At 39.0% G+C, this 20,955-nt stretch carries 22 protein-coding genes; 14 read left to right on the forward strand and 8 right to left on the reverse strand.

Annotated elements, in window-relative coordinates:
* The 5 genes from ACINWC141_RS03310 to astE form a co-directional block, all read left to right on the forward strand.
* The coding region (locus ACINWC141_RS03310) for an aminotransferase class III-fold pyridoxal phosphate-dependent enzyme (RefSeq protein WP_009388025.1) at positions 1–737 on the forward strand (737 nt) is incomplete at its 5' end.
* A gap of 18 nt (positions 738–755) precedes the next feature.
* Positions 756–1,787, forward strand: a complete 1,032-nt coding sequence (gene astA / locus ACINWC141_RS03315; protein WP_009388049.1) for an arginine N-succinyltransferase — start codon at positions 756–758, stop codon at positions 1,785–1,787.
* Positions 1,787–3,256 carry a succinylglutamate-semialdehyde dehydrogenase gene (gene astD / locus ACINWC141_RS03320; protein ID WP_009388060.1) on the forward strand — a complete coding sequence of 490 codons (1,470 nt, stop codon included), beginning with the start codon at positions 1,787–1,789 and terminating at the stop codon, positions 3,254–3,256. Before astA ends, astD begins: the two co-directional genes overlap by 1 nt.
* Before the next feature lie 17 nt (positions 3,257–3,273).
* Positions 3,274–4,617, forward strand: a complete 1,344-nt coding sequence (gene astB / locus ACINWC141_RS03325; protein WP_009388063.1) for an N-succinylarginine dihydrolase — start codon at positions 3,274–3,276, stop codon at positions 4,615–4,617.
* A 12-nt stretch (positions 4,618–4,629) separates the two neighbouring features.
* On the forward strand, positions 4,630–5,604 hold the full coding sequence (gene astE, locus ACINWC141_RS03330) for a succinylglutamate desuccinylase (protein ID WP_009388009.1): 975 nt from the start codon (positions 4,630–4,632) through the stop codon (positions 5,602–5,604).
* Positions 5,605–5,664: 60 nt separating this feature from the next.
* Here the strand turns inward: astE and ACINWC141_RS03335 are convergent, their stop codons facing one another.
* The gene (locus ACINWC141_RS03335) at positions 5,665–6,498 is read right to left on the reverse strand and encodes a hypothetical protein (protein WP_009388014.1); all 834 of its coding nucleotides are present in this window, start codon (positions 6,496–6,498) and stop codon (positions 5,665–5,667) included.
* A gap of 594 nt (positions 6,499–7,092) precedes the next feature.
* Here ACINWC141_RS03335 and ACINWC141_RS03340 point away from each other — a divergent pair.
* On the forward strand, positions 7,093–7,401 hold the full coding sequence (locus tag ACINWC141_RS03340; protein WP_009388023.1) for a hypothetical protein: 309 nt from the start codon (positions 7,093–7,095) through the stop codon (positions 7,399–7,401).
* A gap of 35 nt (positions 7,402–7,436) precedes the next feature.
* A complete protein-coding gene (locus tag ACINWC141_RS03345; protein WP_009388039.1) occupies positions 7,437–8,792 on the forward strand; it encodes a S8 family peptidase in 1,356 nt (451 codons plus the stop codon).
* A 103-nt stretch (positions 8,793–8,895) separates the two neighbouring features.
* On the opposite strand, the gene ACINWC141_RS03350 is transcribed toward ACINWC141_RS03345, so the two are convergent.
* The 3 genes from ACINWC141_RS03350 to ACINWC141_RS03360 all read right to left on the reverse strand — a co-directional run bounded on the left by ACINWC141_RS03350 (position 8,896) and on the right by ACINWC141_RS03360 (position 10,858).
* Entirely contained in the window at positions 8,896–9,327 is a 432-nt protein-coding gene (locus tag ACINWC141_RS03350) for a hypothetical protein (protein ID WP_009388024.1), read from the reverse strand.
* 97 nt (positions 9,328–9,424) lie between these two features.
* Positions 9,425–9,844: a hypothetical protein gene (locus ACINWC141_RS03355; protein ID WP_034677552.1), complete on the reverse strand. Its 420-nt coding sequence runs from the start codon at positions 9,842–9,844 to the stop codon at positions 9,425–9,427.
* 144 nt (positions 9,845–9,988) lie between these two features.
* Entirely contained in the window at positions 9,989–10,858 is an 870-nt protein-coding gene (locus ACINWC141_RS03360) for a LysR family transcriptional regulator (RefSeq protein WP_009388056.1), read from the reverse strand.
* Between the two features lie 108 nt (positions 10,859–10,966).
* On the opposite strand from ACINWC141_RS03360, the gene ACINWC141_RS03365 reads away from it, so the two are divergent.
* Positions 10,967–11,869 carry a DMT family transporter gene (locus ACINWC141_RS03365; protein WP_009388033.1) on the forward strand — a complete coding sequence of 301 codons (903 nt, stop codon included), beginning with the start codon at positions 10,967–10,969 and terminating at the stop codon, positions 11,867–11,869.
* A 67-nt stretch (positions 11,870–11,936) separates the two neighbouring features.
* Positions 11,937–12,221: a YciI family protein gene (locus tag ACINWC141_RS03370; protein WP_009387993.1), complete on the forward strand. Its 285-nt coding sequence runs from the start codon at positions 11,937–11,939 to the stop codon at positions 12,219–12,221.
* A 61-nt stretch (positions 12,222–12,282) separates the two neighbouring features.
* On the opposite strand, the gene glyS is transcribed toward ACINWC141_RS03370, so the two are convergent.
* From glyS to ACINWC141_RS03385, 3 genes are all read right to left on the reverse strand, one after another.
* Complete coding sequence (gene glyS / locus ACINWC141_RS03375) at positions 12,283–14,352, reverse strand: glycine--tRNA ligase subunit beta (RefSeq protein ID WP_009388016.1); 2,070 nt, start codon at positions 14,350–14,352, stop codon at positions 12,283–12,285.
* Positions 14,352–15,329, reverse strand: coding sequence for a glycine--tRNA ligase subunit alpha (gene glyQ / locus ACINWC141_RS03380; protein ID WP_002044989.1), 978 nt, complete (start codon positions 15,327–15,329; stop codon positions 14,352–14,354). Before glyQ ends, glyS begins: the two co-directional genes overlap by 1 nt.
* A gap of 89 nt (positions 15,330–15,418) precedes the next feature.
* Entirely contained in the window at positions 15,419–15,844 is a 426-nt protein-coding gene (locus tag ACINWC141_RS03385; RefSeq protein ID WP_009388010.1) for a hypothetical protein, read from the reverse strand.
* A 29-nt stretch (positions 15,845–15,873) separates the two neighbouring features.
* On the opposite strand from ACINWC141_RS03385, the gene ACINWC141_RS03390 reads away from it, so the two are divergent.
* From ACINWC141_RS03390 to ACINWC141_RS03405, 4 genes are all read left to right on the forward strand, one after another.
* Positions 15,874–16,290 (forward strand): lysozyme inhibitor LprI family protein, encoded by a 417-nt coding sequence (locus ACINWC141_RS03390; RefSeq protein WP_009387994.1) that lies wholly within the window; start codon positions 15,874–15,876, stop codon positions 16,288–16,290.
* A 109-nt stretch (positions 16,291–16,399) separates the two neighbouring features.
* Entirely contained in the window at positions 16,400–17,662 is a 1,263-nt protein-coding gene (locus tag ACINWC141_RS03395) for a putative DNA modification/repair radical SAM protein (RefSeq protein ID WP_009387996.1), read from the forward strand.
* Positions 17,663–17,664: 2 nt separating this feature from the next.
* Entirely contained in the window at positions 17,665–18,462 is a 798-nt protein-coding gene (locus ACINWC141_RS03400; protein ID WP_009388011.1) for a TIGR03915 family putative DNA repair protein, read from the forward strand.
* A gap of 132 nt (positions 18,463–18,594) precedes the next feature.
* Positions 18,595–19,695: an HPP family protein gene (locus tag ACINWC141_RS03405; protein WP_009387939.1), complete on the forward strand. Its 1,101-nt coding sequence runs from the start codon at positions 18,595–18,597 to the stop codon at positions 19,693–19,695.
* Positions 19,696–19,758: 63 nt separating this feature from the next.
* On the opposite strand, the gene ACINWC141_RS03410 is transcribed toward ACINWC141_RS03405, so the two are convergent.
* Entirely contained in the window at positions 19,759–20,013 is a 255-nt protein-coding gene (locus ACINWC141_RS03410) for a PspC domain-containing protein (protein ID WP_009388059.1), read from the reverse strand.
* A gap of 250 nt (positions 20,014–20,263) precedes the next feature.
* Here ACINWC141_RS03410 and ACINWC141_RS03415 point away from each other — a divergent pair, with 250 nt between their 5' ends.
* Positions 20,264–20,911 (forward strand): hypothetical protein, encoded by a 648-nt coding sequence (locus ACINWC141_RS03415; RefSeq protein WP_081400001.1) that lies wholly within the window; start codon positions 20,264–20,266, stop codon positions 20,909–20,911.
* Positions 20,912–20,955 lie beyond the last annotated feature (44 nt).

The raw sequence follows: 20,955 nt of genomic DNA on the forward strand, positions 1-20,955 counted from the left end.
TTGCACCACTTCCAAATGGCATTAACCACGTTGCTTTTAACGATTTAGAAGCTGCCAAAGCAGTAATTAATGAGCAAACATGTGCTGTTATTGTTGAGCCAATACAAGGTGAAGGCGGCGTTATTCCTGCTAACATCGAATTTTTAAAAGGTTTGCGCGCACTGTGTGATCAGTTTGGTGCGTTACTTATTTTTGATGAAGTGCAAACTGGTGTAGGTCGTACAGGTGCACTGTATGCCTACATGAACTCTGGTGTTATTCCAGATGTGTTAACGACTGCAAAAGCATTAGGTGGTGGTTTCCCAGTCGGTGCAATGTTAACAACTGATAAATTTGCTCCACATTTTTCAGTGGGTACACATGGTACGACTTATGGCGGTAACCCTTTAGCAAGTGCGGTTGCAGGTGCAGTATTTGAGTTTATTAATACGCCTGAAGTACTCGAAGGTGTGAAGCATCGTCATCAATATTTCCTCGATGCACTAAATGCATTAAACGCTGAACATCAGATTTTTGAAGAAATTCGTGTTCAAGGTTTATTGATTGGCTGTGAATTAAAAGCTGAGTATGCAGGGAAAGCTAAAGATATTACGACTTGGGCGGGTGAAGAAGGTTTACTTGCTTTAATTGCAGGCCCGAATGTGGTTCGTTTTACTCCGTCGCTTATCATTCCTGAACAAGATATTGATGAAGGGATTGCTCGTTTAAAAAGAGCATTAGCAAAGTTGGCTAAATAAAAAAAAGGAAAGCTAGCCATGATGATCGTCCGTCATGCCGAGTTTCGAGACCTTGAAGATATTTATAAATTAGCGGGTAAGTCGGGTGTAGGCCTGACTTCCTTGCCACAAAATATGGATACACTTTCGGCTCGAATTTCACGTACTCGCAATACTTTAAATGGCAATGTCCATAAAAGTGAACAAGGCTATCTGTTTGTTCTCGAAGATACAGAAGCTCAACGTGTTATTGGTTTAAGCGCAATTGAAGTTGCTGTAGGGCTCATTGAACCTTGGTACAACTTTCACGTTGGTACTCAAGTACACGCTTCAAAAGCATTAAACGTTTATAAGTCACTACCTACCTTATTTTTAAGTAATGACAGAACGGGGAGTAGCGAACTCTGTACATTATTTTTAGATCCAGAACGTCGTGAAAACCAAAACGGTAAGTTCTTATCGAAAATCCGTTTTATGTTTATCGCTGCCTTTAAGCAATATTTCGAGAAAAAGTTAATTGCTGAAATGCGTGGTTTCTCAGACGAAAATGGATGTTCTCCATTTTGGGATGCGATTGGTCACCATTTCTTTAATATGGATTTTTCAACAGCAGACTATTTGAGTGGAATTGGGCAAAAAGTATTTATTGCAGAGCTTATGCCTCGTTTTCCAGTCTATGTAGATCTCTTGCCAAAAGATGCGCAAGAGGTGATTGGAAAAATGCATCCACAAACGTTGCCTGCTTATCATGTGCTTGAGTCGGAAGGCTTACGTTATCAAGGATATGTCGATATTTTTGATGCGGGTCCAACGATTGAAGCCAATATTGATGAATTGCGCGCAGTAAAAGAAAGTCAGTTTTTAAACGTCAAAATTACAAGCGAAGCTGTGGTCGGTAAGACTCAGTATCTCGTTGCCAATGATAACTATCATGACTATAAGGCAATGTTGATGAAGCTTGATCTTGTTGATAACACTATAAATTTAACCCACGAACAAGCTGAAAAACTCGGTGTACAAGAAGGTCACGTTGTTCGTGTGTTATCACTAAATCCAATGGAAGTATCCTGATGTCAAACTCTTTATTTATAAACGGTGTCTGGTTACAAGGCAGCGGCACAACATTTGAAAAAACAAATCCGGTCGATAACCAAATTGTATGGTCAGGTGCTGAGGCAACTGCGGCTGATGTAGAGCAAGCTTGCCAAGCTGCGCGTACTGCATTTCCAGCATGGGCACGTTTACCTTTTGCAGAGCGTGTAGCGATTGTTGAGAAATTTGCATCTTTGCTTGAAGAAAATAAAAAGCATTTAGCAGAAGTCATTAGTCAAGAAACCAGTAAGCCATTTTGGGAAACATTAACTGAAGTTCAATCAATGATTGGCAAAGTTGCGATTTCGATTCGTGCTTACCACCAGCGTACAGGCGAAAGCTCAACTGAAATGGCTGATGGTGTAGCATCTTTACGTCATCGTCCGCATGGTGTGCTTGCAGTTTTCGGTCCATATAACTTCCCGGGCCATTTACCAAATGGACATATTGTTCCTGCATTATTAGCAGGCAATACTGTGGTATTTAAACCAAGTGAATTAACACCTTGGACTGCTGAAGAAACTGTAAAACTTTGGCAGCAAGCTGGTTTACCAAATGGTGTGATGAATTTAGTGCAAGGTGGTCGTACCACTGGTGAAGCGCTAGCTGCCTCACATGAAATTGATGGTTTATTGTTTACTGGAAGTGCGAACACTGGTTATCACTTGCATAAGCAAATGGCGGGCGCGCCTGAGAAAATCCTTGCGCTTGAAATGGGCGGCAATAATGCATTGATTATTGATGAAATTATCGATATTGATGCTGTGGTTAATCTCACTATTCAATCTGCTTTTGTTTCGGCAGGTCAGCGTTGTACATGTGCACGCCGTATCTTGGTAAAAAATGGTGCAGAAGGTGATGCATTTATTCAACGTTTCGTTGAAGTTGCTAAAAATCTAAAAGTTGGTCGTTGGAACGATGAACAACAACCATTTATGGGTGGCGTTATCTCGTCAGTTGCTGCATCAAATATGATGCTTGCTCAGCAAAAATTACTTGAGCTTGGTGCAAAAAGCTTGTTGCCAATGACACGTCCACAAGAAGATAGTTCGTTACTTACTCCAGGTATTGTGGATGTAACAGGCGTCACAGATATTCCAGATGAAGAATATTTTGGTCCGCTTACCACGATTCAACGTTATGACAACTTTGATGAAGCATTAAAAATTGCGAATGCAACTCGCTTTGGCTTGTCTGTTGGTCTAGTTTCACCAAAACGTGAACTATTTGATCAAGTACTTATTGAAGCGCGTGCTGGTATTGTGAACTGGAATAAGCCATTAACAGGTGCTTCAAGTGCTGCACCGTTTGGTGGTGTCGGTGCGTCTGGTAACCACCGCGCAAGTGCCTTTTATGCAGCTGATTATTGTGCTTGGCCAATGGCTTCACTTGAAAGTGACAGCTTAACCTTACCAGAAAAATTATCTCCAGGGATTGTGTTGCCTTAAACACTAGGGAAAGAAAAATGAAAGGATATGAAGTAAATTTCGATGGTTTAGTGGGGCCAACACATCACTACGCGGGCTTGTCGTTTGGGAATGAAGCATCGACAAAAAATCGTAATAACGCCTCGAATCCAAAATTAGCAGCCAAACAAGGTTTGCTAAAGATGAAAGCCTTGGCTGACATGGGCATGAAACAAGGTGTGCTTGTTCCGCATGAGCGCCCACATGTTCCAATGTTACGCCGTTTAGGTTTTACAGGAGATGACATTAGCGTAGTTGCTCAAGCAATGCGTCATTCACCTGAACTATTATCATCGCTAAGTTCTGCGTCACCAATGTGGACTGCAAATGCGGCAACTGTTTCACCTTCGGCAGATAGCCAAGATGAACGTGTGCATTTTACCGCAGCGAACTTGAATAATAAGTTTCACCGTTCAATTGAAGCTGAAACTACAAGTCAGGTCCTACAAGCGATCTTTAAAAATGAACGTCACTTTGTACACCATGAAGCTTTACCGCAAGTGGCCTTGTTTGGTGATGAAGGTGCAGCAAATCACAATCGCTTAGGTGGTGATTATGCTAAGCGCGGTGTTCAAGTATTTGTTTATGGTCAACAACATTTAAATAATGGTTTACCAGGACCAAAACGCTATCCAGCGCGTCAGACGCGTGAAGCAAGTGAAGCAATTGCACGTTTGCATCGTTTAGATGATGCGCATACCGTTTTTGTTCAACAAAATCCGGATGTAATTGATCAGGGTGTATTCCATAACGATGTGATCGCGGTAAGTAACCAACAGGTTTTATTCCATCATCAACATGCATTCTTAAATCAAGATCAAGCTTTTGCTGAAATTCGTCAAAAGATGGCAAGCATTGGTGAAGATTTTATCTCGATAGAAGTTCCTGAAAATCGCGTTACTGTTGATGATGCTGTAGCAACTTATTTATTTAATAGCCAGATTTTGACTCGTCCAGATGGTGGAATGACCATTGTTGTACCAGAAGAGTCTCGCCGGAATAAGGCAGTTTGGGGTTATCTGAACGATATGGTTCAGATGGGCACACCAATTGATGCTATTCAGGTATATGACTTACGCGAAAGTATGCGTAACGGTGGTGGTCCGGCGTGTTTACGTTTACGCGTAGCTTTAAACGAAACTGAGTTAAATGCTGTAAATCCAAAAGTTCTCATGAACGATCAATTGTTTGGCACACTCAATCAATGGGTGGATAAACATTATCGTGATCGTTTAGCACAAGAAGATTTGGCTGATCCACATTTATTGATGGAAAGTCGTATGGCACTCGATGAACTGACCAAAATTTTAGGTTTAGGTTCGGTTTATCCTTTCCAAAAATAATGAGGAGGTGACATGCAAGATTTTCTAGCATTAACCTTACAAGGTGAGCAGCCAGCAACACGTGAAGGAAAACAAGATAATTTTTCTTGGCGTTGGTTAGGTGAAGGACTTCTTGAATGTACGCCAAATGCACAGTACGACAAAGCCGTCGTACTGTCAGCTGGAGTACATGGTAATGAAACAGCACCAATTGAATTGTTATCTCATCTTTGCACTGATTTATTTGCGGGGCGTTTAAACCTTGCTGTGAGGTTGTTGCTTGTATTGGGTAACCCCTATGCAATGCGTCAAGGTAAACGCTATGTGCATGATGATGTAAACCGAATGTTTTGTGGTGGATATAAAAATTTACCCGTGACTGAGGAATCAAAGCGAGCTGAGATTTTAGAGCACATTGTCACAACTTTCTTTCGAGAAAGTTCGAGCGAAGCAAAACGTTATCACTATGATTTGCACACTGCAATTCGCGCTTCTTTATTGCCAACGTTTGCTTTATTTCCCTATCAAACACATGCTTATGATGCTGATTTGATAGCTAGCCTTGAAGCGGCTGATTTAGATGCTTTGGTTTATCACAATGCGGTCGGTAAAACGTTTACACATTTTACCAGTGAAAATTTTAAAGCTGCGAGTGCAACCTTAGAATTAGGCAAAGCCTTGCCATTTGGACAAAATGACTTAAGCCAGTTTGCAGCAATTGATGAAGTCATTCGTCATGTGGTTTCTGAGCAAGCACTGCCAGCACGTAAGAAAGTGAAAATTCAGGTGTTTAAAGTATCGGACTCTTTAATTAAAAAAGATGAAGATTTTCAGATGAACTTATCTGCTGAAGCTCCGAATTTTTCGACGTTTACGAAAGATGAGATCATTGCGACACAAGCCTCTGGTAATTATGTTGTAGGGCAAGATCAGGTCTGGATTTTATTTCCGAACCCTAATGTAAAAATTGGTTTACGTGCAGGTTTAGTTTTAACTAAAACGAGCTGAATAGCTGATTTCAAATAAATAAAAAAGGGCGATTAATCGCCCTTTTTTATGCATCACGTATTAGTTAGTACCGAAAAGACCTTTAACCCAAGATTTCTTTTCAGCTTTTTGTGTAGAAGTTTGAGCACCAGCATTTACATTTGCGTTTGTGTTAACTCCAACAGGACCAACGTTAACACCAACATTCACGCCTGTTTGTGCATTAATTGCATGTGCTGGTTGAGCAGCATTTAACTGCGCTTGAGCATCAGCTTTAGTGTCAGCTACAAATTCTTTTTGCTCAGCTTGGTTTTGAGCTACACGAGTTTTTACTGCATCTACATGCGCTTGCGCATTAGCTTGTTTTTCAGCAGTAAATTCTTTTTGGTCTGCTTGTTTTTCAGCAACTTTAGTTTTTACAGCATCAACACGTGCTTTAGTATCAGCTTTAGCTTCAACTGCTAGATTTTTAGTACCGTTTACAGCTTTAGTTGCTACATCTTTAGTACCTGTTACTGCTTCGGTAGCAAAATGCTTAGTACCATTTGCAGCTTTAGTTGCTACATTCTTAGTACCTGTTGCAGCTTCGGTAGCAAAGTTTTTAGTACCTGTCGCAGCTTCAGTCGCTATGTGTTTTGTACCATTTGCAGCTTTAGAAGAAAGTTCAGTCACTTTTCCTGTTGTTTTTTTAGTTGCTTTAACCGTAGTGTCAGCAGCTACATGACCTGCGTGCTTTGCTGTGTTCCCTACAGTGTGTGCAGTATTTTTGACTGTATTGGCTACGCCACTCACAAGACCACCCGGTTGTACATTTACTTGAGCAGAAGCACCTGCATTAACGCCCGCACTTTGTGCAAAAATAGAGGCAGAAGCAAGAACACTTGCAGTAACGATAGCTGTTTTCATCATTTTCATTGCGATATCCTTCAAAGAATATACCCTTTTAGTGAGGTATTTCATAAACGCAAACGAATCATAGCCAAGGTGATATGGGCTTGTGAACTGACTTCATCAAAATGTTACAACAGTGTTACGTTGAGTAAACACATTAGGGATAAATTGTGGAGATTAATAAAAATTAATAATAAAGTGAAAAAGAACATTTATTTATTAGATATTCTAATTAAGTATATCCCACGTTTATCTTTTACTTCTTAAAAATCATCCTTTAATTTTTTCTATCTCAATTTCTCTACTTTTTCCTCTATATCTTTAAATGTGATGTAAATCTCATTATTTATTAGAGGAAGCGGCATGCTAATTGCTTATTATGAGAATAGGGTGTTTTTCTAGCACTTTTTTGAACCATCTTCTGCCAGAAATATAAATGTATAGGGCAGAACAATATTTTTGCTTATTCGGAATAAAGTTATTTTAACTTTTTTAGTAGTTATGTATTTCATTAAATAGACTTTTCACATGAAATAGATATTAAGAAATGCCGCTTTATTTCAAATAATCAAAAATAAAAATAGATATCTATAAACAAAAAAACAGAGATCTTTAAAGATGAAAATTATTGCTTCCTTTCTTGTACTGGTCGGCTTAGTCGCCGTTGTTCTCTATTTTAAGCCCACAAGTGGTGCATCTGATGTGTTCAATTCTGCTTTACATGAGTCGAATTCGCCGCAACTAAACACATCGTCTTTTCTTTCTAAACTTAAGGAGCCTACTCAACCTAAAAATTTATCTCAGCATTTAACTCATTCCCAATCGGTATCAGTTGATACCGTTCCTTTTTATGACACAAAAAGTGATCTTTCTATTCAACCGATTGATCCAGAAAAAGATCCAGCAAATGAAATAAAAGCGAAATAAGCAAATTGTTAGTTGAAAAACTACGGAGAAAAATAATGCAAAGTAAAACGTTATTTCTATTAGGTCTATGTGCGATATTAAGTACCACTGCATCAGCTCTTCCTTTAGATTCTAATGGTGCTAAACAGCGGTTAAATCAAGCAGCAAAACAAAAAGTATTTCAAGGTAAAATCAATCTAGATGCGTTGGTAACGAATGATTCGAATGATTTAATTGTTGAATACAACCTCCCTTCGGCGAGTACACCTTCCGGTTTAGAACGGCGGAGTTATATTGCAACAAATAAAAAGAATATACAGGCAAGGTTTAATCGGGCGGGCGGTGTGCAAGTACTGCGAGACTACAATAATTTACCTTTAGCTTTTTATCGGATTAGTAACCGCGAAGCTTTAGTCTCTTTACTAAATGACCCGAATGTTAAAGCGGTTTATCCAAATCGTATTAATCAAACCACGACCAACGAAAGTTTACCTTTAATTAATCAACCACAAGCAAACACCAATGGTTTTACGGGTGAAGGCTCTAGTGTGGCAGTGATTGATACAGGGGTAAATTATCTCCACTCTGATTTTGGTTGTACGGCAGTAAACACACCCTCAAACACATGTCGGGTGGTTTACTCATTTGATAGTGCACCAGATGATGGCACTTTAGATGATGATGGTCATGGAAGTAACGTATCTGGCATTGTGTCTAAAGTTGCATCTAAGATTAAAATTATTGGTATTGATACCTTTCGACGTGTTCGGGTGAACGGTCAGTGGGGGAGTACGGCCTATGACAGTGATATTCTGGCGGCTTTAAATTGGACTGTGAATAATGCTCAGACTTATAACATCAAAGCGGTTAATTTAAGCCTTGGCGTGCCAGGTGTTAAATACACTTCAGAGTGTAGTAATAGCAGTTATGCAACCGCCTTTGCCAATGCCAGAGCTGCGGGTGTGGTACCTGTAGTCGCTTCAGGTAATGATGCATTTTCAGATGGGATTTCATCACCTGCCTGTGTTGCTGGTGCTGTAAGAGTCGGTGCTGTTTATGACAGTAATATTGGCGGCGTATCATGGGGTAATCCGGTGAAATGTTCTGACCCGACAACCGCAGCAGACAAGGTAGCTTGCTTTAGTAATGGTGGTAGCCTTGTAACTTTATTGGCACCGGGAGCAATGATTACTGCGGGTGGTTACACCATGGGAGGCACATCTCAAGCGACACCGCATGTGGCTGGCGCGATTGCTTTATTACGAGCGAATAGTGTGACTCCGACTGAAAGTATTGATCAAACCATTAGCCGTTTAAAAACGACAGGTAAACCAATTACGGACTCAAGAACGGGTTTGATTTTCCCGCGTATTGATTTACTGGCAGCAACAAATGGTTTGATCGCTAACTAAATAGCTTATTTATAATTTTTTAAATTTGGTCCAAGAAATTTTAAAATAGCTATAGCCCGTTGCAAAAGATAGCTTCTGCAACGGGTTTTTTTATGGATAAGTATTAATGACACTTCACTAAATTAGCTGGATTAAAGTTGCTTTGGAGTTTTTTGAAATTATTTTGAATTTCTGGATCTTGAATATTAAAAGTGGTTGAGCTTTTGGTTGTAGAGTTAGTTGCCTGATTTAATATGCCAGACTCATCAGGATATTGTTGGGTGAATGATGTGGCTGAAATTAGACCTTTATCATTAAATACCCAGTGTTCAGTAACGTGTCCGCCGCCTAAATATCCTGTAAATTCAATCATACAAGCTTGCTTATCTTGTTTAATGAGTTTGGCTACATTACCTGTAGTTGATGGATAAGCTTCAATATTCGTATCTTGCTCTAAAACTTGTGCCTGAGAATAGGTAGACAGAGGTGCTGATGTTGCACAGGCAGTTAATGCCAAGCAGCATAGTGTTGAAAAGAGAAGTTTTTGACTATTCATAAGGCAGATTCCTAGCTCTTTATAGTTAATGAACATTATTTGTAGATGAATATCAGTGTTTGTATTAAAGCGCGAAGTTCTCGCGCTATCCAAAAAATTAGTTCGTTGTTGTGCTTGATTTACTTAACTCACCTTGCTCAATCGGAATGTTTTCACCATTTCGGCTACTGGTAATATTTTGCTTCGCTTGATCTATTTTATTTTCTGTAAAAGCTTTGGCGGTATCTGCTTTTTGTTGAACAACTTCTGCTTTTTCAGCCGTAAATTCTTTAGTATTTTGCCATTTTTCACTAATTTTATTTGATGTTTTTTCAGAAGCTCCTTGAATAGAATCTCCTAAATTTTGTATACCTTTTCCTGTTTTATATAACAATACACGGCCTAAACTTGGGTTATCACCATAAGGTTGTGCTTTAGAAGTTGTTTCACCCATTTGTTGTGGTTGCGTTGTTTCTGCAAATAAGGTTGATGAAGCCAACATAGAGGTCGCAATACATAAAATGTGTATGGTTTTCATTTTGGATAAATCTCCCCGACCAGAATCAAAAGATGAAGTGGTGATCTTACTGTTAAAAATAAAGCTTGTACCGCAATGAGATAAAACCCATACGATTTGATTACGATAAATCATCACTTGATCGCAATAAAGTAATTATCCCGATTACTCATAAACAAATTCAGATTTCATCAATTCTAAAAACATATCTCGAGCTTTATGGTTACTCACATTTTTATGCCAGAAAAAATGATTTTGCATAAAGGCAAGGTGTTCAAATTTATAACTCTGAATATGGGCTAAATTTTTATATTGTTCATAAATACTCTTCGGTACTAAAGCCACACCAGAACCTGCACTGACGCAGCCAATAATGGTGGCATAACTGGTAATGCTGGTGATAGGGAGAGAGATATTTTTGAGCTTAAGCCATTCTTCGAGAGCTGCGCGGTAAGGACAACCTTCAGTCCACATAAAAATTTCTTTACCAATCAGGTCTTCTTGGCAATTAATTTCTCCCAAAGATTGAGATGCAATCAAGACCATGTCTTCTTGATAAATACTGAGCTTATTTAACATTGGAAACTCAATATTACCCGCGACAATCGCACCATCAAGTTTATGCTGAGAAATATCCACTAATAGCTGTTTCCATGTACCTGTAATAATTTGAATGGAAACTTCTGGATAGCGTTGATGATATTTCGCAAGTAAATTAGGTAGGCGAGTTGTGGCAGAAGATTCAATAGCCCCAATTTTTAATGGACCAGAGGGGGGAGCATCAGGGTGAATACTACGTTTTGCTTCATCACACAGCGCTAAAATTTTATGACAGTAATTAAGAAAGATCTCACCGGATGAAGTGAGTTTTAAACTTTTTCCTTCACGATAAAACAAAGGTGAACCCAGTTCTTCTTCAAGTTGCTTAATGCGTGTCGTAACGTTGGATGGTACGCAATGTAGTTGCAGCGATGCCTTGGCCATTGTTCCGCATTCAACCACGGTTTGGAACATTTTTAACTGAGCGATATCCATGTTTTATCATTCACTTTTAATGAATATTTGACTCAATATAAGTTAATTTTATTCAACTATCCATGCGCATATGATGAAAGTGTTCCATTTCATTAGTGCAGATTTAACATGGCAATTTCTCTTGCTGCCGAAACTCAGTCTCCGGCATTTAAGCTCTATTTATGTATTGCTGTGACAGTCTTTTGTTGGGGCTATTCACCTATTGGCGTACATAGTGCTCTGCATTCATATACACCGCAGCATATTGCCTTGCTCCGTTTTTTAATTGCATCTATTTTCTTATTTTTACTGATTATGAAAAAAGGAATTCGGCCTTTAAAGTGGAAAGATGCTCCTGCACTTGCTGTATTAGGATTTTTCTCTGTAACGCTACATCACTTACTTATAAATACCGGACAGCAATATGTGAGTGCGGTTGCATCCAGTATTTTGAGCCAATCCATTCCACTATTTACCTTTATTATTTCAGCTTTGCTTTTTAAGGAACAAATCCGTTTTAAACAATGGTTATGTATTTTGCTGGGACTTTGTGGCGCCGTGTTGGTGGTTACTGGAGATCATGGTTTTGGTGTACCGAGCCCTTATAGTTTATTAATTGTTTTGGCTGCTATTGCGTGGGGCCTTTATTTTAATTTATATAAGAAATTTGCTTTAAATTATGATGCCTTGAGCATGATGTGCTACATCATCTGGTTCGGAACCATTCCTTTACTTTTTTATAGCGCTCATTTGCCTGATGAGATTTTACATGCCACTTGGCAGGCTAATATGTCGGTTGTCTTATTGGGTATTTTCCCAAGTGCGATGGCTTATGTGCTGTGGGGTTATGTACTTAAAAATATGCCGTTAACGATTGCATCGAATTTTTTATATTGTTCGCCTATTGTCGCAATGAGTTTGGCAGTGCTTTTCTTAAATGAAAAACCGTCAATTATGGTGCTGGTAGGCGGTGTGATTATTGTGGGGAGTTTGGTGTGGATGAATTGGGGGAATCGGCGTACTATCGAATAAGCTATAGATAATTAAACTATTTGTAGATTGATTCTACGTCATGTACTACTTCCTTTAAGAGAACGAGATGATTGTTGTTACCCTGACCTATAAAAAACCATTAGCCGAAGTTGATGCTGTACTCAAAGACCATATTGCATTTTTAGATCACTACTATGAACAGAAGAAATTTTTGGCATCGGGGCGCCGCGAAAATAGAGTAGGTGGGGCGATTCTAGTTTTAAGTTCTTCGATTCAAGAAGCTGAAGAGATCATGAAAAATGATCCGTTTTATATTCATGATGTAGCTGATTATGATTTTATGTGGTTTGAGCCATCGAAAAGTTTAGAAGAAATTAAAGAATATATTTAATTTGAAAGACTCAAATAATAAAGGGATCTATAAAAGATCCCTTTATTTAGTAATGAGCTAATTAACCCTGCAATACACTTACATCAGCAATAGCAGTAAACAAATTACGCAACTGAGCTAATAAACGTAAACGGTTTGCTTTTAGGTCAGCATCATCTGCCATTACCATTACGCCATCAAAGAATGCATCAATCGGCGCACGAAGTGCTGCAAGCTTAGAAAGGGCAGCAGTGTAGTCTTTTGCTGCAAGTAATGGTTCAACCACAGGTGCCACTGCTTGAAGCTCAGCGAATAATGCTTTCTCAGCATCTTCAACCAAGTTCGCTTCAACGACAGAACCTTCTGGTGCTGCTTCTTTTGCAAGAATGTTAGCAACACGTTTGTTTGCAGCAGCAAGTGCAGCAGCTTCAGGTAATGTACGGAAGTGATTTACTGCATTTACACGTTTGTCAAAATCAAGTGGAGATTTTGGTGCAAGTGCTTGAACTGCTTGAAGTACGTCAACAGCAACGCCTTGGTCTTCATACTTGGCACGGTAACGACCTTCCAAGAACGCAACAGCATCAGCACGAGTTTTGTCGTGATCTTTAACGATGTCGCCATAACCTTGAAGTGCAAGATTTACTAACTCTTCAATCGTTACATTTAATTCATTTTCAATGATTAAACGTAAGATACCAATTGCTGAGCGACGAAGTGCAAACGGGTCTTTAGAGCCTGTCGGTGCTTGTCCAATACCGAAAATACCAACTAACGTATCTAAACGGTCAGCGAGAGCAATGGTTGTCCCAGTTTTGGTTTTTGGTAAAACATCACCCGCAAATTTTGGTAAATATTGCTCACCTAAAGCTTCTGAAACTTCAGTGTTTTCACCTTCAATACGTGCGTAGTAAGTACCCGCAATACCTTGAAGTTCTGGGAACTCACCAACAAGCTCAGAGGTTAAGTCGCATTTAGCAAGTAATGCAGCTTTTTCAGCATCGACTGGGTTTGCACCAGTAATTGAAGATAATGCAACTGCAAGTTTTGCAATACGTGTTGATTTATCCCAAAGCGTACCGAGTTGTGCTTGGAATACCATGTTTGCTAGTTTTTCTTTACGAGATGCAAGTGGTTGTTTTTGATCTTGTAAGAAGAAGAACTCAGCATCAGACAAACGAGGGCGAACAACTTTTTCGTTACCTTCAATAATTTGAGTCGGATCTTTAGACTCAATGTTTGAAACAGTAATAAAGTAAGGTTGTAATTTACCTTCTGCATTGATCAAACAGAAATACTTCTGGTTGTCTTGCATTGTTGTAATAAGAGCCTCTTGAGGAACAGCTAAGTACCGTTCTTCAAAAGTCGCACGTAAAGCTACAGGCCATTCAACTAGACTTGTTACTTCATCAAGTAAATCCGCTGGAACAATTGCAGTCGCGTTAACTTCATCAGCTAACTTTTTCACTTGTTCTTGAATGGTCGCCTGACGCTTTTCAAAGTTAGCAACGACGTAAGCTTTTTCTAAAGCAGCTAAGTAGTCATTTGCATGCGCTAACGTCACAGCTTCAGGTGCATGGAAACGGTGACCATAAGTCACATTACCTGCTTTGTGATCTTGAATCGTTGCGTCAACAATTTGGTCGTCTTTGAGCAAAAGAACCCATTTCACTGGACGTACAAATTCGGTACGGCTTGCAGCAGAACGCATACGCTTAGCAATTGGTAAATTGTCTAACGCAGTTTGTAAAATCTGTGGAAGTAAAGCGTCAAGGCTTTGACCTTTCACATCTTTTAAATAGCAAACTTTTTCGACTTTACCTGCTTGGAAAGTAGAAAGCTGATCAACTGTAATCCCTTGACCACGCATAAAGCCTTCGAGTGCTTTAGTCGGTTTGCCTTCTGCATCGTAAGCTGCTTGAACAGCAGGGCCGTCAAAACGTTTTTGCGTGTCAGCTTGAGCAGCATCAATATCAACAATTTTAAGCGCTAAACGACGTGGCGCTGCATAAGCTCCAATTGATGCGAAGTTTAAGCCCGCATCTTTTAAGCCTTTTACCGTTTCTGCCTGTAGTGCATCACGTAAAGTTTTTAAGCTTTTTGGTGGAAGCTCTTCACAGCCAAGTTCGAATAAAACAGTATGTTTGCTCATTAGTTTTTCTCCGCCTTTGCTGCTTCACTTTCAGCTTGTGCTTTTAGCTGTGCCAATACTTCATCACGTAGGTGTGGTTCTGCCATTGGGAAGCCAAGCTCTGCACGTGCTTGTACATAACTTTGTGCAATAGCACGCGCTAAAGTACGTACACGTAAAATGTAACGTTGACGCTCAGTCACAGAAATTGCGCCACGTGCATCAAGCAAGTTAAAGGTATGAGACGCTTTAACCACTTGCTCATAAGCAGGAAGAGAAAGTTTTGCTTCGATTAAACGGTTTGCTTCTGATTCGTAAAAATCAAATAGTTCAAATAGTTTTTCAACTGGAGCGTATTCAAAGTTATAAGTCGATTGCTCAACTTCATTTTGATGGAATACGTCGCCATAAGTTACAGTACCGAATTGGCCTTTGGTCCAAACAAGGTCATAAACCGAGTCAACGCCTTGAAGGTACATTGCAAGACGTTCTAAACCGTAAGTGATTTCACCTGTTACTGGGTAACATTCAACACCACCGACTTGTTGGAAGTAAGTGAACTGAGTCACTTCCATACCATTAAGCCAAACTTCCCAACCTAAGCCCCAAGCACCGAGAGTTGGAGACTCCCAGTTGTCTTCTACGAAACGGATGTCGTGAGTAAGTGTATCAATCCCGATTGCTTTTAAAGAATCAAGATAAAGCTGTTGGATGTTGTCTGGGTTTGGTTTAAGTACCACTTGGAACTGGTAGTAGTGTTGCAAACGGTTCGGATTTTCACCATAGCGGCCATCTTTTGGACGACGTGAAGGTTGAACGTATGCCGCGTTCCAAGTCTCAGGCCCTAAAGCACGTAAGAATGTTGCGGTGTGGAATGTTCCAGCGCCCATTTCCATGTCGTAAGGTTGTAATACGACGCAGCCTTGTTCGGCCCAATAGTTTTGTAGGGCAAGAATTAAGCCCTGAAATGTATCAATGTGCGAGATGGCGCGACTCATGTAGCATCCACGAATTTATGAGAAAAATTGCCCCTAAGTATAAGGATTTTGTAGGGGAGTGGCAAAGGCTTAATCATAGTAATGTGTGATTAGCCTATTTGTTTTCGACTCAGCCATTTCAAGCCTAGCCAATAGCAAAAGCTGGTAAATAAAATCATCAGATAAAAACTGTAAATCTTATAAATATGCCACCAAGGAGAAGGGAGTGATCCGACAAAAAATAAGCGTGCAATAGGGCTTATCAAAATCCAGATCGCAGTTGCGCTGATGAAAATACTCATCAGATTTAAAAGATTTTTACGGGCGAGAAAATAGGCAATGATATATACAAAAGGAATAACCAGAAGGCCATAAAAAAGTAAATAAAATAAGAAGTGGGCTAGAAAAATAACTCCAATCGAATAAAGGCTAAATTCTGCATTTAATATCATTACCCCTAAGGCAGATAAACTCAGCAAAGGGATAGGTGCAAGCGCAAGTGCGCGAATAATCGTTTTTTTGTTATATTGAGGCATATTAAAAATTATAGAATCGAGAATTAATTATGCTGAAATTTTGCTGCAAGCTCATTGTTTTATCCAGCCTTTTTTGTAGTACATGGCTTTATGCACAGACCGATGCTGATCAGCAAGATGAATATAATCAATGTGTAGATCAGACCATTAAGGAAATGCAGCTTGAAAGCATTAATAACATGGTCGTACATAGTTGTTCTGAACAAGCTAAAAAGACTTATGAAGAAAAAATTGTTGCTCTCATTGATCAAATTCGCACACAAAGCGAAGAATACAAACAACCAGAGCGTTATCAAGATATTTTAAAATCTCAGCGACTTTGGAAAGCTTATGTAGATCAGGAATGTAATAATGCAGGCTCATATATTGGCTCACCGATGTATTCATATTGCCCAATGCAAGAGTATGCAGCGCGTGTAAAGCAGCTAGAAGAATACGTTAATTAAGACGAATTATTTTGAACGTCACCTCATGACGCCGAGCGTACTTCACTAGATTAAATTTAAGCATGCAAAATGATATTTTTTAAACGATGCCATAAATGAGTCGTTTGATATGTCTGATCGCATTCGAGAAAAACTACAGATTCTTGCCGATGCTGCTAAATATGATGTGTCTTGTTCATCAAGTGGCAGTGACCGTAAAAATAAAGACAAAGGTCTAGGTGATGCCAGTCATTCAGGAATTTGCCATAGCTATACCGAAGATGGCCGCTGTGTATCTCTCTTAAAAATTCTATTTAGCAATGTATGTATTTTTGACTGTGCCTATTGCGTTTCACGTCGTTCTAATGATGTTCAGCGTGCCGCATTTACAGTGCAAGAGGTTGTAGATTTAACCATTAACTTTTACCGCCGTAATTATATTGAAGGTTTATTTTTAAGCTCGGGCATTTTTAAATCAGCCGATCATACGATGGAGCGTATGCTTCAAGTCGTTAAGAAGTTGCGCCTTGAAGAAAACTTTAATGGCTATATTCATCTAAAAACCATTCCGGGGGCATCGCCTGAACTGATTCATGAAGCAGGTTTATATGCTGACCGGATGAGTATTAATTTAGAGATGCCGACCGAGGTTGGTCTAAAAACTTTTGCACCAGAAAAATCACATCAGGAAGTGCAAAAAGATTTAGGTTTGGTCCGTGATAGGCTCATTCAGCTTAAAGATGAGCGACAAATCATTAAGCATGTACCGAAATATGTACCAGCAGGGCAGACTACGCAAATGGTGGTAGGTGCTCATCAAGAGTCAGACCAAGATGTCTTGTTTATGGCAGACAAGCACTACAAAGAATTTAAACTCAAGCGCGTCTATTTTTCGGGTTATATCCCAATTAATACCGAAAATAATTACTTGCCTGCAGTAGGTTCTGCACCGCCATTACTACGGGAAAACCGACTCTATCAAAGCGATTGGCTGATGCGTTTTTATGGTTTTCAGGTCAATGAAATCGTCAATGAAAAACACCCAAACTTAGATCTTGATGTAGACCCGAAATTAAGCTGGGCTTTAAGGCATCCTGAGCAGTTTCCGGTAGATTTAAATTGTGCCGATTATCAAATGATTTTGCGTGTACCAGGTATTGGAGTGAAATCGGCTAAAAAAATTGTGCAAGCTCGACGTTTTGGAAAAATCCATATCGATTTACTTAAAAAACTCGGCGTGGCCTATCAGCGTGCAAGGTTCTTTATTCGCTGTGAAGACAGCCCAAAATTTCAAAAAGAATTATCTTCAAGTTTTATTCGGCAGCAGATTTTAATGCAGGGTTCATCGAAATATGTGCAGCAGCTTTCGCCACAATTAAGCCTTGGGTTTTAGTCATGTTTAATGATGAGGTGGCTTACTATTTTGATGGTTCAATGGTTGGGCTGCTGAGCTGTGTTTTTCGCGCATTTCAATTTAAAGAATTACAGGTCAAACTCTGTTTATATGATGCAGCTCAACATGGGTTATTTGCCGATAAAATTGAGATTTCAAATAACGAGCATCATGCCGAGCGTGTTTGGTCTGCGCTACAAAAAAAGCTGTCATGTTCTTCGTTAAGACAATTTTATTTTGCCTCTTTATCTGAGTCTTTAGATGCCTATCAGCATTTATTTAATTACAGTATTTATGTGTTTACTAGCCATTTTTCCGTAGAAAAAGATTATTCCAATCCTAGTGTTTTGGCGATTGCGCAGTGGACGAAAAAGGTCGGGCGAGAGAAGCATCGGATGGAAGCTTTTATTCGTTTTAAGAAAACCAAAGATGAGCTTTTTTTAAGTTTAGTTCGTCCCGATTTTAATGTTTTACCGCTTATTCAGCCCCATTTTAAACGGCGTTATCAAGATCAACGTTGGCTAATTTATGATGAGAAACGTAAGTTCGGGCTGTATTATGACTTGCAAGAAATACATGAAGTTTCACTCGAAGCTTCCGAGGTTGACCGTAATTTAAAAAATGGAATGAGTCAAAGCTTTCAGCTTGAGTTGGATGAGCAAGAAGTGTTGTATGATCAGCTTTGGAAGGATTATTTTAACAGCGTGAATATTACTGAGCGGCAAAATATAAAACTTCACGTGCAATATTTACCAAAACGTTACTGGCGCTATTTAAATGAAAAATTGATGGAATATTAAAGTTTTAAATTCATAAAAAATAGTTCAGCAGGTTTTCGTATTGTTCAAAGATATAATTTAAATGCACTTTATGTGGCTTTGGGCGTATACTTTTGCCCGTTATAAATGACGGCATATCCCCAAAGGTGTACTGTGAGTGTTATACAGCGAGAATGGTTACAGATTTTAAAACCAAATTTTAAGGTTTTACCTTTAAAAGAGCGGTTGCTTTGCGGTATTGGAGCACTGTGTGGTTTAGCAATTTCTTCCTTAATTAGCTGGTATGTTCTAGGCGGAATTAATGCTTGGTACATTGCACCCATGGGTGCCTCATCTGTTTTATTATTTGCTGTGCCAACCAGTCCTTTGGCTCAACCATGGAATGTCATTGTTGGTAATACTTTAGCCGGAATTATTGGGGTTGCCTGCGCACAGTGGATTCCTGATTTAACCACGGCTTTTAGTGTCGCTGTGGGTTTTGCCATATTTTTGATGATGACCACAGACTCCCTTCATCCACCGAGTGGTGCTGTAGCCATTACGGCTGTTCTGGGTGGGGCAGCAATTCATAAATTAGGCTTTTATTTCATTTTTTATCCAGTTTTACTTAACTCTTTACTCTTACTCGGTTTCGCCGTATTTTTTAATAGATTAATTGGTAGACATTATCCAGTTACTGCACATCTTAATGAGCGGAGTAAAGATCCTACACCAACTCAAAAAGTATCCATTCAGCCGAAAGATATTGAATACGCATTAGGACATCACACAGAACTATTGGATATCAGTCAATACGATTTAGAAAAAATCATTTTAGAAGCTCAAGAGCATGCCAATGAACGTATGGTGAATCAATATACCTGTCAGGATATTATGAGCCGTGATGTAATCAAGTTACATGAAGATGATGATATTCATCAGGCATTAGATAAATTTAAACAAGTGAACTTAATGAGCTTACCTGTGGTCAATGCTGAAAATCATTTGGTGGGCACTTTAGCTTTATATGAAGTTGTTGAATGGTTTAAAGGTGCAGCCGACCCAAGAAACTCTTGGCAGCACTATGTAAAGCAAATTATGAGCCGTCGAGTGGTTACAGTACTGCCTACCCAACCTATTCAAGATCTGGTGCCGTATTTTGTGGAAAAATCGTTTAACTATATTCCAGTAGTTGAAGAACGGAAACTCATTGGAATGATTAGCCGAGCAGATATGATTGCTGCATTACAACAACAGTTAAATCGAAAGCTATAATTTTTAGAATAAAAAAAGCTACGGTTGATTAGGGGATGCAACCGTAGCGACCAAAGTTATTAATTAACGTACTCGTTCTTCATTTACTGTTCGAACGGAGGAGCTATAGCCTTCAATATGTTCTGGCTGTTTTTTCGGAATGACTAACCATAAAACTAAGTAAACTAAAATCCCTGGAAAGGCCGCACTCATAACTGAGATAACAACAAAAATGATGCGTAATAAAGTCACGTTCCAACCAAAACGTTCAGCAATACCACCCATTACACCGGCGATCATGCTATGTCGGTTCGAGCGATATAAACCAGAACTGGCCATCTAATTCTCCTTAAAGATAAAAAGTTACAAGAAGCTATTGCTCTCTTGCTTAATAAAAATATGGAGACGAAATAAAGGGTTTAAAGTCCTCTTAAAAGTAAAATGGTTAAAATATGTAAAGGATTGGAATGAACGAATCCAACATCAACTAAAATGCACCTTTTCAGGGCTTAAAGGTTTATGGCAGTAATTGGTCTGTGCCTGAAATGAATATAAATGTTGCTGTTGCTGTTATCTGTGAATCATGTATATGTCTTTGAAACGGTCTGGGTTTTTAGTTAAGCATTTGGTTGTAGGTGCTATTATGTGCCTGTCACTGAGTGCTTGCGACATAAACCATACCAGCTCAAAAGATCACTCTAGTGTAAGTTCCAATTCTGCACATGAAGAAAACTTAATAAAAACTAGCACATCTACAAAAACATTAGATTATGTAGCAGGGCGTACTTTTTTACCTGAAGAAAATGTAGATCAAACCAAAAAATTAAGTGGAACCTCATTGCAATATGTAGGGCGGTATCACACCCGAATTTCATGTAAGGATGCTTTTGCTGATTGTGAATCGGGAGAAGCGGAATACATTTTAAATTTATTACCTAATGGATCGGCTTATTGGAATGTTGTACATTTTGGCCGTGTGGGAAGTAAAGATGGGGCAAAAAGTGCCGCTGTAAATGAATTGTGTCCTTCTTTAAATTGGACAGTAGATGAAAAAGAGCGTGAGTTAACCATTCAATGTCCTTTATCTAACGTTAATTTTTATTTTAATTTTGATTCAAACAAAAGATTGGTCGTGAATCTGGAAAAACTTTTTTATAGTGACTATGGTAAAAATCGTGAATTTTTAGAGCAAAATTATTTTGTTCCAAACCAGCCTTATGTTTTAACTAAAGAATAAATATTAAATTTTACTGGAATAAAAAAGAGCGCAATATAAATTGC

Source organism: Acinetobacter sp. WC-141 (genome assembly GCF_000313935.1).
Taxonomy (GTDB): Bacteria; Pseudomonadota; Gammaproteobacteria; order Pseudomonadales; family Moraxellaceae; genus Acinetobacter.